16 protein-coding genes are annotated in these 14,582 nt (G+C 69.4%); 3 read left to right on the forward strand and 13 right to left on the reverse strand.

All coding sequences use genetic code 11. The features are described from left to right. Position 1 precedes the first annotated feature (1 nt). The gene (locus tag FHR32_RS31700; protein WP_184758203.1) at positions 2–205 is read right to left on the reverse strand and encodes a hypothetical protein; all 204 of its coding nucleotides are present in this window, start codon (positions 203–205) and stop codon (positions 2–4) included. Positions 206–638: 433 nt separating this feature from the next. On the opposite strand from FHR32_RS31700, the gene FHR32_RS31705 reads away from it, so the two are divergent. Further along, positions 639–806 (forward strand): DUF3073 family protein, encoded by a 168-nt coding sequence (locus FHR32_RS31705; RefSeq protein ID WP_184758204.1) that lies wholly within the window; start codon positions 639–641, stop codon positions 804–806. Positions 807–866: 60 nt separating this feature from the next. Here the strand turns inward: FHR32_RS31705 and hisG are convergent, their stop codons facing one another. The 12 genes from hisG to FHR32_RS31765 all read right to left on the reverse strand — a co-directional run bounded on the left by hisG (position 867) and on the right by FHR32_RS31765 (position 12,251). After that, positions 867–1,712 carry an ATP phosphoribosyltransferase gene (hisG, locus tag FHR32_RS31710; protein ID WP_184758205.1) on the reverse strand — a complete coding sequence of 282 codons (846 nt, stop codon included), beginning with the start codon at positions 1,710–1,712 and terminating at the stop codon, positions 867–869. Between the two features lie 60 nt (positions 1,713–1,772). Next, positions 1,773–2,036: a phosphoribosyl-ATP diphosphatase gene (locus FHR32_RS31715; protein ID WP_184758206.1), complete on the reverse strand. Its 264-nt coding sequence runs from the start codon at positions 2,034–2,036 to the stop codon at positions 1,773–1,775. A gap of 327 nt (positions 2,037–2,363) precedes the next feature. Further along, the gene (locus FHR32_RS31720) at positions 2,364–4,055 is read right to left on the reverse strand and encodes a DEAD/DEAH box helicase (protein WP_184758642.1); all 1,692 of its coding nucleotides are present in this window, start codon (positions 4,053–4,055) and stop codon (positions 2,364–2,366) included. 365 nt (positions 4,056–4,420) lie between these two features. Beyond that, complete coding sequence (locus FHR32_RS31725; RefSeq protein WP_012892450.1) at positions 4,421–4,786, reverse strand: metal-sulfur cluster assembly factor; 366 nt, start codon at positions 4,784–4,786, stop codon at positions 4,421–4,423. Beyond that, positions 4,783–5,220, reverse strand: a complete 438-nt coding sequence (gene sufU / locus FHR32_RS31730) for a Fe-S cluster assembly sulfur transfer protein SufU (RefSeq protein ID WP_184758207.1) — start codon at positions 5,218–5,220, stop codon at positions 4,783–4,785. Before sufU ends, FHR32_RS31725 begins: the two co-directional genes overlap by 4 nt. Positions 5,221–5,239: 19 nt before the next feature. Next, the gene (locus FHR32_RS31735) at positions 5,240–6,499 is read right to left on the reverse strand and encodes a cysteine desulfurase (protein WP_184758208.1); all 1,260 of its coding nucleotides are present in this window, start codon (positions 6,497–6,499) and stop codon (positions 5,240–5,242) included. After that, positions 6,499–7,272, reverse strand: a complete 774-nt coding sequence (sufC, locus tag FHR32_RS31740) for a Fe-S cluster assembly ATPase SufC (RefSeq protein ID WP_184758209.1) — start codon at positions 7,270–7,272, stop codon at positions 6,499–6,501. The genes FHR32_RS31735 and sufC overlap by 1 nt, the downstream gene beginning before the upstream one ends. A gap of 2 nt (positions 7,273–7,274) precedes the next feature. Then, positions 7,275–7,592 carry a Rieske (2Fe-2S) protein gene (locus FHR32_RS31745; RefSeq protein ID WP_184758210.1) on the reverse strand — a complete coding sequence of 106 codons (318 nt, stop codon included), beginning with the start codon at positions 7,590–7,592 and terminating at the stop codon, positions 7,275–7,277. Beyond that, on the reverse strand, positions 7,589–8,707 hold the full coding sequence (gene sufD, locus FHR32_RS31750; RefSeq protein WP_184758211.1) for a Fe-S cluster assembly protein SufD: 1,119 nt from the start codon (positions 8,705–8,707) through the stop codon (positions 7,589–7,591). Before sufD ends, FHR32_RS31745 begins: the two co-directional genes overlap by 4 nt. Then, the gene (gene sufB, locus FHR32_RS31755; protein ID WP_184758212.1) at positions 8,707–10,119 is read right to left on the reverse strand and encodes a Fe-S cluster assembly protein SufB; all 1,413 of its coding nucleotides are present in this window, start codon (positions 10,117–10,119) and stop codon (positions 8,707–8,709) included. Before sufB ends, sufD begins: the two co-directional genes overlap by 1 nt. Beyond that, positions 10,116–10,910, reverse strand: coding sequence for a helix-turn-helix transcriptional regulator (locus FHR32_RS31760; protein WP_184758643.1), 795 nt, complete (start codon positions 10,908–10,910; stop codon positions 10,116–10,118). Before FHR32_RS31760 ends, sufB begins: the two co-directional genes overlap by 4 nt. A 105-nt stretch (positions 10,911–11,015) precedes the next feature. Further along, a complete protein-coding gene (locus FHR32_RS31765; protein WP_184758213.1) occupies positions 11,016–12,251 on the reverse strand; it encodes a multidrug effflux MFS transporter in 1,236 nt (411 codons plus the stop codon). 501 nt (positions 12,252–12,752) lie between these two features. On the opposite strand from FHR32_RS31765, the gene FHR32_RS31770 reads away from it, so the two are divergent. Continuing rightward, positions 12,753–13,661 (forward strand): ABC transporter ATP-binding protein, encoded by a 909-nt coding sequence (locus FHR32_RS31770; protein ID WP_184758214.1) that lies wholly within the window; start codon positions 12,753–12,755, stop codon positions 13,659–13,661. A gap of 43 nt (positions 13,662–13,704) precedes the next feature. Continuing rightward, positions 13,705–14,472, forward strand: a complete 768-nt coding sequence (locus FHR32_RS31775; protein ID WP_184758215.1) for an ABC transporter permease — start codon at positions 13,705–13,707, stop codon at positions 14,470–14,472. Positions 14,473–14,582 lie beyond the last annotated feature (110 nt).

Below are 14,582 nucleotides of genomic sequence, written 5' to 3' on the forward strand. Positions count from 1 at the left end.
GTCACGCCGCTCCGCCGGTGGGGGCGTCGACCGTGTCGGACGCGTGTCGCACGTCGACGCCGTGCTGCTCGGCGATGCGCAGCAGGTTCTCCAGGCGCCCGGACAGCACCTCGACCGAATGCTCGTCGAAAGCCTGGCGCATGAGCCGCAGCTCGGCGTCGACCTCGTCGACGCGCGCCCTGAGCTCCGCCGCGAACTCGCTCATCGAATACCTCCAACGTGGGACCGCTGGGCCCTGGCTATGGGAAGTGGATGCGGCGCGGTACCGCGCAGCGCCGGTGAGTCCGGCGCGGAGGAGCGGCCGCACGTCCCCGGCTCCGGCCGCGGGGAGGAGGAGGTCAAGCCCCGTCTCCCGTGGAGACGGATCAACTTTTCAGCACCTGGATGGCGAACACAATTACTTATGATGTGGCAAATTGCATAATTGTTCAAATCGTAAGCATCGTAGGTAGAATGCCAACGGCAGTCCGGCTCCGGATGTCGCCCGCGGCCCTGGCCGGACCAGACCGGGGGTGGGCAGGGCGTCTCCATGCACGGCTGCCGCCCGGCAGGACATGGCATATCGTGTAAAGCCTTGCCAATGCGATGAGGCACAGTGACCAGAGGCCGGAGACGGCCTGCGTGAGGGAGTACAGCCAATGGGGCGGGGTCGAGCCAAGGCTAAGCAGACGAAGGTGGCCCGTGAGCTGAAGTACGGCAGCCACGACATCGACCTGGCGCGGTTGCGCGAGGAGCTCAGCGCCGGTGACCGTCTCGCGCGAAACGACGAGGCCGACACCCCCGCTGAGGAGTCGGCCGACCGGTAGGGACCGGGCCGCCCCGGCCAGGCCGGGGCGGCGACGGGACCACTCAGGCGACGGGGCCGCTCAGAGACGGCAGGCGAAGATGGCGGTGACCAGAATGGCCTTCGCCCCCATCTCCCAGAGCTGGTCCATCACCTGCTGGTGCCCCTTGCGCGGCACCATGGCGCGGACCGCGACCCAGCCCTCCCGGTGCAGCGGGGAGACCGTGGGTCCCTCCATGCCCGGGGTGAGGGCGATGGCCTCCTCGATCCGCTCGGCCCGGATGTCGTAGTCCATCATCACGTAGTCACGTGCCACCAGCACGCCCTGCAGGCGGCGGACGAGCTGTTGCAGCCCCTGGGTCTCCACACCGCCGGCCCCCTTGATCAGCACGGCTTCGGAGCGGGTGATCGGCTCGCCGAACACCTCCAGCCCGATGTTGCGCAGTGTGGTGCCGGTCTCCACGACATCGGCCACGGCGTCGGCCACGCCCAGCCGGACGGCGGTCTCGACCGCGCCGTCCAGCTTGATCACCCGGGCCTCGACCCCCTGCTCGGTGAGGTAGGCCTCCAGCAGGCCGGCGTAGGAGGTGGCGATGCGCTTGCCCTTGAGGTCGGTGACCGAGGAGAACGCACCCGGGTCGGCGGCGAAGCGGAAGGTGGACCTGCCGAAGCCGAGGGGCAGGATCTCCTCGACCCGCGCGCCGGAGTCGTGGAGCATGTCGCGGCCGGTGATCCCGGCGTCGAGTGTGCCCTCGCCGACGTAGACGGCGATGTCCTTCGGGCGCAGGAAGAACAGCTCACAGGAGTTTTCGGGGTCGACGACCACGAGCTCCTTGCTGTCCGTGCGCGCGCGGTATCCGGCTTCCTTGAGCATCGTCTGGGCGGCCTCGGTGAGGGCGCCCTTGTTGGGAACGGCGAGACGGAGCATGACGCGGAGATTCCTTACGTGGATGGTGGTTTCTACGAGGCTGGAGCCGGGCGCACCGGCTCACAGATGCTTGTAGACCTCGTCCAGCCCGATCCCTTTGGAGATCATGAGAACCTGCACGTGGTAGAGGAGCTGGGAGATCTCCTCGGCGGCCCGCTCGTTCGACTCGTGCTCGGCCGCCATCCAGCTCTCGGCGGCCTCCTCCACGACCTTCTTGCCGATGGCATGGACCCCGGCGTCCAGCGCGGCCACGGTCCCCGAACCCTCGGGCCGGGTGCGCGCCTTGTCGGACAGCTCGGCGTACAGCTCTTCGAAGGTCTTCATGATCTCTCTCGACGTCGTCGGATGTGCCCTCCCAGCCTAACGGCCCCGCAGGTCCGCAGATGTACGCGTCCACCGCCTGGACACCGGAGTGCTTCTCCGGCGAGGACCGGGCCGTCGTGCGGGGCCGTATCCTCAGCTCGCACTCCCGGCCGGACCCTGCGGAAAGGCCGGGCTCGGCCTCCACCAGGGCCCAGAGGGCCTCTGAGGCCCGTCGGCGGCCGCGACAGGCGCGCCGTCCTCCCTGGTGGCACGCCCAAGGGGCCGGTACGGCGACTGCCGTACCGGCCCCTTGGGGTCACAGTCCGTCGGGCGGTCTACAGCCCGATGTCAGCGGCTGGGGCGACCCGCGGCGTGGTCGCCGCGACCGCCGCGGAAGCCACCGCCGCGCGAACCACCGCGGCTGTCGGGACGGCCTTCGGCGCGGAACGGCTCGCCACTGCGGAACGACTCGCGCCGCTCACCGCCGCGGTAGCCACCACCGGTGGGACGGTCGCCGCGGAACGGCTCGCGGTCGCCCGCGGGGCGGTCCCCGCGGTAGCCGGCGCCGCCGGAGCGCTCACCGCGGTAGCCGGCGCCGCCGGAACGGTCGGAGCGGTACTGGCCGCGCACGTCGCTCACGCTGCCGTTGTTGCCACCGCGGTTGTCGTCACCGTAGGACCGCTCGCGGGGCTGGCCCTCGCCGCCGCCGTGGCCGGGACGGTCACGGAACCGGCGCGGGCCGCGGCTGCCGCCGCCGCTGCCGAAGCCACGACGCTCACGCTGCTTGGCGGCCGGCGCCGAGGGCTCCCAGACCGGGATCGGCTCGCCGCTGGGCTGGCGCGCCCCGGCGATCTCCGCGAGGCGCGGGTGCGCCGGAGTGGCCTTGAGACGGAAGGGCTTGATGCCCGCCCGGCGGGTCATCGCGTCGGTGGAGCGGCGCTCGTTGGGGAGCACCAGCGTCATGACGGTGCCCTTCTCCCCGGCCCGGGCGGTACGGCCACCGCGGTGCAGGTAGCTCTTGTGGTCCTGCGGCGGGTCGACGTGCAGCACGAGGCTGATGTTGTCGACGTGGATGCCGCGGGCCGCGACGTCGGTGCAGACCAGAACGTTGATCGCACCTTCCTTGAACTCGGCCAGGATGCGGGTGCGCTGGTTCTGGCGCTTGCCGCCGTGCAGACCGCCGGCCTTGATGCCGACCTGGGCGAGCTGCTTGCACAGGCGGTCGACTCCGTGCTGGGTGCGCACGAAGATGATGGTGCGGCCCTCACGGTTGGCGACCTCGGCGGTCACCTGGAACTTGTCGTCGCGGTGCACCTCGACCACGTGGTGCTCCATGGTGTCGACCGAGGAGGCGGCCGGGGCCATGGAGTGGGTCACCGGGTTGGTGAGGAAGCGGCGGACGAGCTTGTCGACGTCGCCGTCGAGGGTGGCGGAGAACAGCAGGCGCTGGCTGTCGGCCGGAGTCTGCTGCAGGATCGCGCTGACGACCGGGAAGAAGCCGAGGTCGCACATGTGGTCGGCCTCGTCCAGGATGGTCACCTGGACCTCGTCCAGCGTGCACTCGCCCTGCTGGATCAGGTCGGTCAACCGGCCGGGGGTGGCCACGACGACCTCGACGCCACGGCGCAGCGCCTCGATCTGGCGGCCCATGGACATGCCGCCGACGACGGTCTTCATCCGCAGGGACAGGCCGCGGCCGAGCGGCTCGAGCGCGTCGGTCACCTGCATGGCCAGCTCGCGGGTCGGCACGAGGACGACGGCGAGGGGACGGCCGGGGCGGGCCTTGCTTCCGGCGATGCGGGCCATCATGGGCAGGCCGAAGGCCAGCGTCTTGCCGGAGCCGGTCTGCCCGCGGCCGAGGACGTCATGGCCGGCGAGGATGTCGGGAATCGTGGCCCGCTGGATGGGGAAGGGGCTGTCGATGCCCTGGCGGGAAAGCCCGGTCACCAGCGGCTTCGGCAGGCCGAGGAGGATGAACTCGGACGGCCCGGCGGGAACCTCGGGAAGAGCGGTGATTTCGGGCAGGGCAGCGTCAAGCATGGTCACGAAGATTCGTGCCTTTCGATAGAAGAACGGGGCACGTCACTTCTGCGAAAGGACGAGCCTGGAGCGCGTGGCGTGAGGCCACGCTGAATCGACGCCCACTTCGGGGCGGTAGTGCGGTGCAAGTCGAGGCGCACCGCACGGGGCGGGTCTAGCTTACCCGCACGCAGTCAAACCACGATCAAGCATACCCGGCGTTCGCAGTGCCAGGTCGGTCCGGGGCGTCCGGCATTACGTGGACGCTTGCCCGTTGTCGGAGCCAACGCTCCGAGCCGGGCTTTTCTTCCCGGCATCGGGCATCCTCTCACACAATTCGGTACGGCCCGCACCCCGGTAGGCGCGAACCGTACCAAAGAGGGAGGTTAGACGTTGAAGCCAAGCATGCGCAGCTGCTCACGCCCGTCATCGGTGATCTTGTCCGGACCCCACGGCGGGAGCCAGACCCAGTTGATCTTCACATCGGAGACCATGCCGTCCAGAGCGGAGTGCGCCTGGTCCTCGATGACGTCGGTCAGCGGGCAGGCCGCGCTGGTCAGCGTCATGTCGATGGTCGCGATCGGAGGGGTGCCCGCCTCCGCGGCGTCGAGGTTGACCCCGTAGATCAGACCGAGGTCGACGACGTTGATCCCGAGCTCGGGGTCCACGACGTCCTTGAGGGCCTCCATGACCTCGTCAAGGGTCGTCTCCCCGTCATACGCCGCCGTCGGCGTCTCAACAGGCTTGCTCATGTAGAACTCCTCACAACCGCGTCCTTGTAAGCCATCCAGGCCAGCAGCGCGCACTTCACCCGGGCCGGGAACTTGGAGACCCCGGCGAAGGCCACCGCGTCCCCGAGCACGTCCTCATCCGCCTCGACCTGCCCCCTGCTCTGCATGAGCCGGGTGAACTCCTCCACCACGGCGAGGGTCTCGTCCACGGTCGAGCCGGCGGTCAGTTCGTACAGCACCGAGGCGGCGGCCTGGCTGATGGAGCAGCCCTGGCCGTCGTAGGAGACGTCTTCGACCTTGCCGCCGTCCCCCAGCTTCACGCGCATGGTGATCTCATCGCCGCACGTCGGGTTCACGTGGTGGACCTCGGCGTCGTACGGGTCGCGCAGACCCCGTCCCTGAGGGTGCTTGTAGTGCTCCAGGATCAGCTCCTGGTACATGGACTCGGCGATCATCTCAACTGCTCCGGCATGGCTAGGCGAACACCTTCTGCACGTGGTGGAGGCCGCGGACCAGGGCGTCGATCTCGGCCGGTGTGGTGTAAAGGTAGAAGGACGCCCGCGTGGTGGCGGGGATCCCGAACCTCAGGTGCAGCGGGCGGGCGCAGTGATGGCCCACGCGCACTGCCACACCGAAGTTGTCATCCAGGATCTGCCCAACATCGTGCGGGTGAATCCCCTCGAGGGTGAACGACACCGTGCCGCCACGCTCATCGAGATCCGCGGGACCGATCACCCTGAGACCGGGGATCTCTCCCAGCGCGCTCAGCGCGTGCCCGGTGAGCTCGCGCTCGTGGCGGGCGATCTCGTCCATGCCGATCGCGGACAGGTAGTCCACCGCGGCGCCCAGACCGATGGCCTCGACGATCGGCGGGGTCCCCGCCTCGAACTTGTGCGGCGCGGGGGCATAGGTCGAGCGGTCCATCCAGACCGCCTCGATCATCTCTCCGCCGCCCATGAACGGGGGCATGGCCTCAAGCAGCTCCGCACGGCCCCACAGCACGCCGATCCCGGAGGGGCCGACGACCTTGTGCCCGGTGAAGGCCAGGAAGTCCACGTCGAGCGCGGCGACGTCCACCCGCTGGTGGGGCACCGACTGCGAGGCGTCCAGCATCATCAGTGCCCCGACCTGACGGGCTCTGGCGAGCACCTGCGCGACCGGGTTGACCGTGCCGAGCACGTTGGACTGGTGCACGATCGAAACGATCTTCGTCCGCTCGGTGACCAGCTCTTCGAGGTTCGACAGGTCCAGCCGGCCCTCGTCGGTGACCGAGAACCACTTCAGCGTGGCACCGGTCCGCTGCGCGAGCAGCTGCCACGGCACGATGTTGGAGTGGTGCTCCATCTCGGAGATGACGATCTCGTCACCGGGGCCCATGCGGAACCTGGGATCGTCGTTGGTGGGGTTGCCGAAGGCGTACGCCACCAGGTTGAGTCCCTCGGAGGCGTTCTTGGTGAAGACGATCTCGTCGCGGCTCGGCGCGCCGACGAAGGCCGCGATCTTGTCGCGGGCGGTCTCGTACGCCTCGGTGGACTCGGCTCCCAGCGCGTGCATGGCTCGGCCGACGTTGCTGTAGTGCATGGCCATGTGCTCGCGCATGGCCTCGACCACCTGGGTGGGCTTCTGCGCGGAGTTGGCCGAATCGAGGTAGACCAGTGGCCGTCCGCCGGACAGCTCGCGGGAGAGGACCGGGAAGTCCTTCCTGATCCTCTCCACGTCAAAGCCCGTGTTCATCAGGCCGATGCCTTCGTGTAGGCCTCGTAACCCTCGGCTTCGAGCTTGTCGGCGAGCTCGGGGCCGCCCTGCTCCACGATCCGACCGGCCGCGAAGACGTGGACGAAGTCCGGCTTCACGTAGCGCAGGATGCGGGTGTAGTGGGTGATGAGCAGGACGCCGGTGTCGCCGGAGGAGCGGAAGCGGTTGACGCCCTCGGAGACCACACGCAGCGCGTCGACGTCCAGGCCGGAGTCGGTCTCGTCGAGAACGGCGATCTTCGGCTTGAGCAGTTCGAGCTGGAGAATCTCGTGGCGCTTCTTCTCACCGCCGGAGAAGCCCTCGTTCAGGTTGCGCTGCGCGAAGGCGGCGTCGATGGACAGGGCGTCCATGCCGGACTTCAGGTCCTTGGCGAACTCACGGAGCTTGGGAGCCTCGCCGCGCACGGAGGTGACCGCCGAGCGCAGGAAGTTGGAGACGCTGACGCCGGGGACCTCGACGGGGTACTGCATGGCGAGGAACAGGCCGGCGCGGGCACGCTCGTCGACCGACAGCTCCAGCAGGTCGACGCCGTCCAGCAGGACCTGGCCGCCGGTGACGGTGTACTTCGGGTGACCGGCGATCGCGTAGGCGAGCGTGGACTTGCCCGAACCGTTGGGGCCCATGATGGCGTGGGTCTCGCCGGCCCGGACGGTCAGGTTGACGCCGCGCAGGATCTCCTTGTCCCCGACGGCGACGTGCAGGTCACGGATCTCCAGGGTGGACCCCGAGCGGACTCGGCTCGAATCAGACACTGTTATGACTCCTTCGAGAGCGAGACGAGGACGTCATCGCCGTCGATCTTGACGTGGTAAACGGGAACGGGCTTGGTGGCGGGCGGGCCGGTGGGCTTGCCGGAGCGCAGGTCGAAGCACGAGCCGTGCAGCCAGCACTCCAGCGTCTCGTCGTAGACCTCGCCCTCGCTGAGTTTCACCTCGGCGTGGGAGCAGACGTCGTGCAGGGCGAAGACCTCGGCGCCCCGGCGGACCAGAGCGACCGGAATCTCCCCCACTTCCAGGCCGATCACGCCGCCATCGGGGATGTCGGTGAGCTTGCAGACCTTCTCGAATGTCACTTTTCGAGCTCCGCCTCAACCTTGGCGAGCACCCGCTCACGCAGCTCGGGAAGCTCGATCTTCTCCAGCAACTGCGCGAAGAAGCCCCGGATGACCAGGCGGCGCGCGTCGTCGAACGGGATGCCGCGGGCCTGGAGGTAGAAGATGTGCTCGTCGTCCAGGCGGCCCGAGGCACTGGCGTGACCCGCCCCCGCGACCTCGCCGGTGAGGATCTCCAGGTTCGGCACCGAGTCGGCGCGGGCGCCGTCGGTGAGCAGGAGGTTGCGGTTGAGCTCGTAGGTGTCGGTGCCCTCGGCCTCGACCCGGATGATGACGTCGCCGATCCAGACGGCGTGGGCGTCCTGCCCCTGCAGCGCGCCCTTGTAGGCGACGTTGCTCTTGCAGTTCGGCTGGGAGTGGTCCACCAGCAGGCGGTGCTCCAGGTGCTGCCCGGCGTCCACGAAGTAGAGGCCGGTCAGTTCGGCGTCGCCGCCGGGGCCGCCGTAGGAGACCGACGGCGAGAGCCGTACCAGGTCGCCGCCGAGCGTGGCCACGAAGCTGCGGAAGGTCGCGTCCTTGCCGAGCAGGGCGTGGTGGTGGGAGACGTGCACGGCGTCGTCGGCCCAGTCCTGCAGGCTGACGACCTTGAGCGTGGCGCCCTCTCCCACGACGAACTCGACGTTGTCGGCGTAGGTCGCGCTGCCCTGGTGGTCCAGGACGAGGACGGCCTCGGCCATCGGCTCCAGCGTGACCAGGATGTGGCCGTAGGCGGCCCCCTCGCCGGAGCCGGTGAGGGTGATCACGGTCGGCTTGGAGGCGACGGCCTCACGGGGCACCGTGACGACGGTGGCCTTCTCGAAGGCGGAGTAGGCCTGGGCGCTGACCCGGTCGGCGGGCACGTAGGACCTGCCGAGCCGCTGGTCGTCGCGGCCCACGGTCTCCACGGTGACCTCGGGGGCCGCGTCGACGTGGACCAGCACACCGCCGGCCGCGACGGCGCCGTCGTGCAGGCCCTTCAGACGCGACAGGGGGGTGAACCGCCACTCCTCCTCGCGCCCGTTCGGGACCGGGAAGTCCTCCACGTTGTAGGAGGACTTCTCGTGGAGGGTCGACAGGGGCTTGGTTTCGAGACCCATCAGCCGACGGCTCCTTCCATCTGCAGTTCGATCAGGCGGTTCAGCTCCAGGGCGTACTCCATCGGGAGTTCGCGGGCGATCGGCTCGACGAAGCCGCGCACGATCATCGCCATCGCCTCGTCCTCGTTCAGACCGCGGCTCATCAGGTAGAAGAGCTGGTCGTCGGAGACCTTGGAGACGGTGGCCTCGTGTCCCATGGAGACGTCGTCCTCGCGCACGTCCACGTAGGGGTAGGTGTCGGACCGGCTGATCTGGTCGACCAGCAGGGCGTCGCACTTGACGGTGCTGGCGCTGCCGTACGCGCCCTCCTCGATCTGGACCAGACCGCGGTAGGAGGTGCGGCCGCCGCCGCGGGCGACGGACTTGGAGATCACGGTGGAGCTGGTGTTCGGCGCGAGGTGGACCATCTTCGCGCCGGCGTCCTGGTGCTGGCCCTCACCCGCGAAGGCGACGCTCAGCGTCTCGCCCTTGGCGTGCTCGCCCATGAGGTAGACGGCCGGGTACTTCATCGTGACCTTGGAGCCGATGTTGCCGTCGACCCACTCCATGGTCGCGCCCTCGTAGGCCACGGCGCGCTTGGTGACCAGGTTGTAGACGTTGTTCGACCAGTTCTGGATGGTCGTGTAGCGGCAGCGGGCGCCCTTCTTCACGATGATCTCCACGACCGCGCTGTGCAGCGAGTCGGAGGAGTAGATCGGCGCGGTGCAGCCCTCGACGTAGTGGACGTAGGAGTTCTCGTCCACGATGATCAGGGTCCGCTCGAACTGGCCCATGTTCTCGGTGTTGATCCGGAAGTAGGCCTGGAGCGGGATCTCCACGTTGACGTTCGGCGGCACGTAGATGAAGCTGCCGCCGCTCCAGGTCGCCGTGTTCAGCGCGGCGAACTTGTTGTCGCCGACCGGGATCACGGTCCCGAAGTACTCCTTGAAGATCTCCTCGTGCTCCTTGAGCGCGGTGTCGGTGTCGACGAAGATGACGCCCTTCTCCTCAAGGTCCTCACGGATCTTGTGGTAGACCACCTCGGACTCGTACTGGGCGGCGACGCCGGCGACCAGGCGCTGCTTCTCCGCCTCGGGGATGCCGAGCTTGTCGTAGGTGCTCTTGATGTCGTCGGGCAGGTCCTCCCACGAGGCGGCCTGCTTCTCGGTCGAGCGCACGAAGTACTTGATGTTGTCGAAGTCGATCCCGCTGAGGTCGGAGCCCCAGTTCGGCATGGGCTTCTTGCCGAACAGGCGCAGGCCCTTCAGGCGAAGGTCCAGCATCCACTCCGGCTCGTTCTTGAGCGCGGAGATGTTACGGACGACCTCCTCGGACAGGCCGCGACGGGCCGCCGATCCGGCAGCGTCCGAGTCGGCCCAGCCGAACTTGTAATTCCCGAGGCCTTCCAACTCCGGGCGGTCGGTGACAGTCACCTTCCGGTCTCCTTGCTCGATGCGTCATCGATCGTTTGTTGCCTTATGGATGGTCGCGCCTGCTCCGGTACCCGCTCGCTCGCCTCTCGCTCTCGCGCGTCCGGCTCGACCGCTCTGCGCGGGCTCACGTGGGTGGTGCACACTCCGTCGCCGTGGGCGATGGTCGCGAGCCGCTGCACCGGTGTGCCGAGAATCTGCGCGAACGCCTCCGTCTCGGCCTCGCAGAGCTGCGGGAACTCCGCAGCCACATGCGCCACCGGACAGTGGTGCTGGCACAGCTGCTCGCCGCCGAGGTTGGCCTTGCTCGCCGAGGCCGCGTACCCGTCGGCCGACAGGGCCTCGGCGAGGACGCGGACCCGCTGGTCGGCGGGGACCTTGCTCATCTCCGGCTGCAACCGGTCGACGAGGCCGGACACCTGCGACCGGGCGAACTCTGCCACCGCGGCCTCGCCCACGCGCTCGGCGAGGAACCGCAGCGCGTTTCCCGCGAGTCCGTCGTAGGCGTGCTCGAAGGCGCTGCGCCCGGCGTCGGTTATGGCGAACAGCTTCGCCGGCCGCCCTCTCCCCCGCTGGCCACGGGGCCGGGCCGTACGAGGCTCGATCATTCCCTCGGCCAGCAGCGCGTCCAGATGGCGGCGGACGGCGGCCGGAGTGAGGCCGAGCCGTTCGCCGAGGGCGGCGGCGGTGACGGGTCCGTGCTCCATGATGAGCCGGGCGACACGCGCACGCGTGCTGTGCTCGGCGGACACGCCGGAGAGCCGCACGACGGCGGTCTCCTCGGTGCCTGTCATCTGGGTCACGTATTTCACAACATCAGTGTGGCGTAATTCCTTCCCGGCTGACAAACCCACGACAGGGCTCGCCGGGATGCAATTTGTCACGCAGGTGAGCCTTACCTAATTCGGGGAGACACCGTCCGGGGTTCTCCGCAGGCCGACGAAGGCGGCGAAAGAGGCGAGGGTGAGCCCGGCCAGGACGGCGGCCATGGGGAGCGCCGAGCCCTCACCACCGAGCCCGACCAGCGGGGCCGCGATCGCGCCGATGGCGAACTGCAGCACACCGGTCAGCGCCGAGGCGCTCCCCGCCACCTGCTGGGGCTGGCCGGCCAGGGCGAGCGCGCCGGTGCCCGGCAGGACGAAACCGGCCCCGCACATCATCACGAACAACGCGGCGATCAGCACGGCGAGGGGCAGGCCGAGGAGCGCGGTGGACAGCAGCAGGCCCGCTCCGACCACGGAGATGGACAGGCCGATGAGGATCAGCCGTGCGGGAGCCACCCTGCGCCCGGCGAGACGGCCGCCGATCTGCGCGGTGAGGGTCAGGCCCAGCGCGTTCAGTGCGAACACCAGGGAGAAGGTCTGCGGAGAGGCTCCGTACACCTGCTGGAGCACGAACGGCGAGCCGGAGATGTAGGCGAACATGCCGCCGAAGCCGAGGCCGCCGGCGAGCGCGCTGGCCATGAAGGACCGGTTGCGCAGCAGGTGCCAGAAGGTGACGAGGGTGTGTCGCAGTCCCCCGCTCTCGCGCCGGTCGGGGGGAAGGGTCTCGCCCACCCCGAACAGGGCCGCGGCCAGCAGGAGGAGCCCGGCGACGCTCAGTGAGACGAACACGCCGCGCCAGGAGGTGTGGTTGAGAAGCTGCGCGCCCGCGATCGGGGCCAGGATCGGCGCGAGACCGCTGACGAGCATGAGGGTGGCGAAGATACGGGCGATGGCCGCTCCCTCGTACAGGTCGCGGACGACCGCGCGGACGATCACCAGCGCGGCGCCGCCCGCGATCCCCTGGAGCAGGCGGAAGCCGATCAGCCCGTAGACCGAGGGCGAGAAGGCGCACAGCAGCGAGGCCGCGGCGTAGGCGGCGATGCCGATCAGCAACGGCGTCCGCCGGCCGCGCACGTCGCTGAGCGGACCGGCGATCACCTGCCCGATGGAGACGCCGATGAGACAGGCGGTCAGGGTGAGCTGCACCTGGGCCTGGGCCGCACCCATCTCTCCGGCGATGGCGGGCAGCGCGGGCAGGTACATGTCGATCGAGAGCGGGCCGATCGCGGACAGCGCGCCCAAGATGAGCAGCAACAGCCCTCTGCGCCGCGTGACCGGCGCGGCTTCCGGTCCGGCGACTGCCGCGGTCATATCAAGATCCCCTTTACCCTCACAGGCCACAACGGGCCCGTCGGGGCCAGGGATCTCAACCCATGATCAGGTCAACCGAATTCCCGAATCCTGAAATTTTCACAAAAAAATGTTTAAGTCAGGTTTCGGCGGTTTCTCCGGGCACACCACGGCGGAGCCGCCGGTCCCGTGAACCGGTGAAAGTCCCGAGCCTGCCGGATGGCGACTCGCTAACACTCATTAGGGCGACGGCGGTGCCCGGCGGAAGGGCGGCGCCGGCCTCCGGCGGATCGCCTGGGCCCGGGGCGGGACGCCGGATCGGCCTCCGCTCCGTTCCGACACGCCGGACCTCCTCATGTCGTGATCCGCGACGCGCTCGGCGCGGTCTGGACGGCATGGGCCGCCCGGTGGCGGCCGAGGCGCCCTCGGCGGGACCCGCCCGGATCCTCCCCCGGGCACGGAGGGCTCCAAGCGGCAGGTCCACCAACGTGACCGGCCGGTACAGTCCCTAAACTCGTGGCCATGGAATCCCCAGCCGTCGAGATCGTCGACCTGGTCAAGAGATACGGCCGGACGACGGCGATCGACGGCCTCACGCTCAGTGCCGCCCGTGGCGCGGTCACCGCGCTCCTCGGGCCCAACGGCGCGGGCAAGACCTCGACCATCGAGATCTGCGAGGGATTCCGCCGGGCCGACGGCGGCACCGTGAACGTGCTCGGGCTCGCCCCCTCCCGCCCGGAGCTGCGGGCGAGGGTCGGGGTGATGCTCCAGGCGGGGGGCGTGCCCCCGGCGATGCGCTGCGGGGAGTGGCTGCGGCTGATGGCCCGCTTCCACGTCAACGCGCTGGACCCGGCGGCGCTGATGGAGCGGCTCGGGCTGAGCGAGCACGCCCGCACGCCCTACCGCAGGCTCTCCGGCGGCCAGCAGCAGCGCGTGTCACTGGCCGCGGCCGTCATCGGCCGTCCCGAGCTGGTCTTCCTCGACGAGCCGACCGCGGGCCTGGACCCCCAGGCCCGGCACGCGTGCTGGGAGCTGGTGGACGACCTGCGCTCCTGCGGGGTCTCGGTGGTGCTCACCACCCATCACATGGACGAGGCGGAGAAGCTCTCCGACCGGGTCGTGATCATCGACCACGGCACGGTGGTGGCCGAGGGCACACCGTCCTCACTCACCGGAGCCGAACGGCAGCTGCGCTTCCGCGCCCGGCCCGGACTCACCCTGGACGAGCTGCTCACCGCCCTGCCCACCGGCAGCGCGGCCAAGGAATCACCTTCGGGGCACTACATCATCGAAGGACAGGTGGGTCCCGAACTGCTGGCCACCGTGACCGCCTGGTGTGCCGCCGAGGGCGTCACCGCCGACGACCTCAGCATCGAGCGCCGCACCCTGGAAGACGTCTTCCTGGAACTGACCGGCCGGGAGCTCCGATGACCCTTCACCGAGTACGGCTCGCGCCCGACCGCAGGAGAGCACTTTGACGACCCTGGACCTCACCCCCGCCCCGGGGGCCGCGCCACTGCACCGGATGGTGCTGGCGCAGACGGGTGCGGAGATCCGGGCGATGCTCCGCAACGGCGAGCAGCTCCTGCTCACGATGATCATTCCGGTCCTGCTGCTCGTCGGGTTCTCGGCCGCGCCGCTGGTGGACGTCGGCGGCGGCTCCCGGGTGGACTTCATCACCCCCGGCGTGCTCGCGCTGGCCGTGATGTCCACGGCCTTCACCGGACAGGCCATCGCGACCGGTTTCGAACGTCGCTACGGCGTGCTGAAGCGGCTGGGCGCGACTCCGCTGTCGCGGACCGGGCTGATGCTGGCCAAGACGCTCGCGGTGATCGCCGTGGAGATCATCCAGGTGGTCGTCATCAGCGGGGTGGCGACCGCCCTGGGCTGGCGGCCGGCGGGCTCCCCCCTGGCCGCGCTCCCCCTGATCCTGCTGGGCACCGCCGCGTTCAGCGGCCTCGGCCTGCTGATGGCTGGGACCCTGCGCGCCGAAGCCACCCTGGCGGGGGCCAACCTGGTCTTTCTCGTCCTGCTCGGCTGCGGCGGTGTGATCTTCCCGCTGTCGAAGTTCCCCGGCTCGGTGCAGCCGGTGCTCGAACTGCTGCCGATCTCCGCCCTGGCCGGCGGGCTCCGTTCGGTCCTGACCGGGGGCGGCGGCCTGCCGGTGGCCCAGGCCGCGACCCTGGCGGTCTGGGCCGCGGTCTCCCTCTTCCTCACCTCTCGGACGTTCCGCTGGGAGTGACCGGAATTCTTTGGCATTCTCTGAGGAGTCGTTACCCGCGCCTTCCGCCAGAAATGATCAAGAACCCTTAGCATCCTCGGGTGATCATCACCGGAGTGCGCTCCTCGCGC

The sequence above is a fragment of the Streptosporangium album genome (genome assembly GCF_014203795.1).
Classification (GTDB): domain Bacteria; phylum Actinomycetota; class Actinomycetes; order Streptosporangiales; family Streptosporangiaceae; genus Streptosporangium; species Streptosporangium album.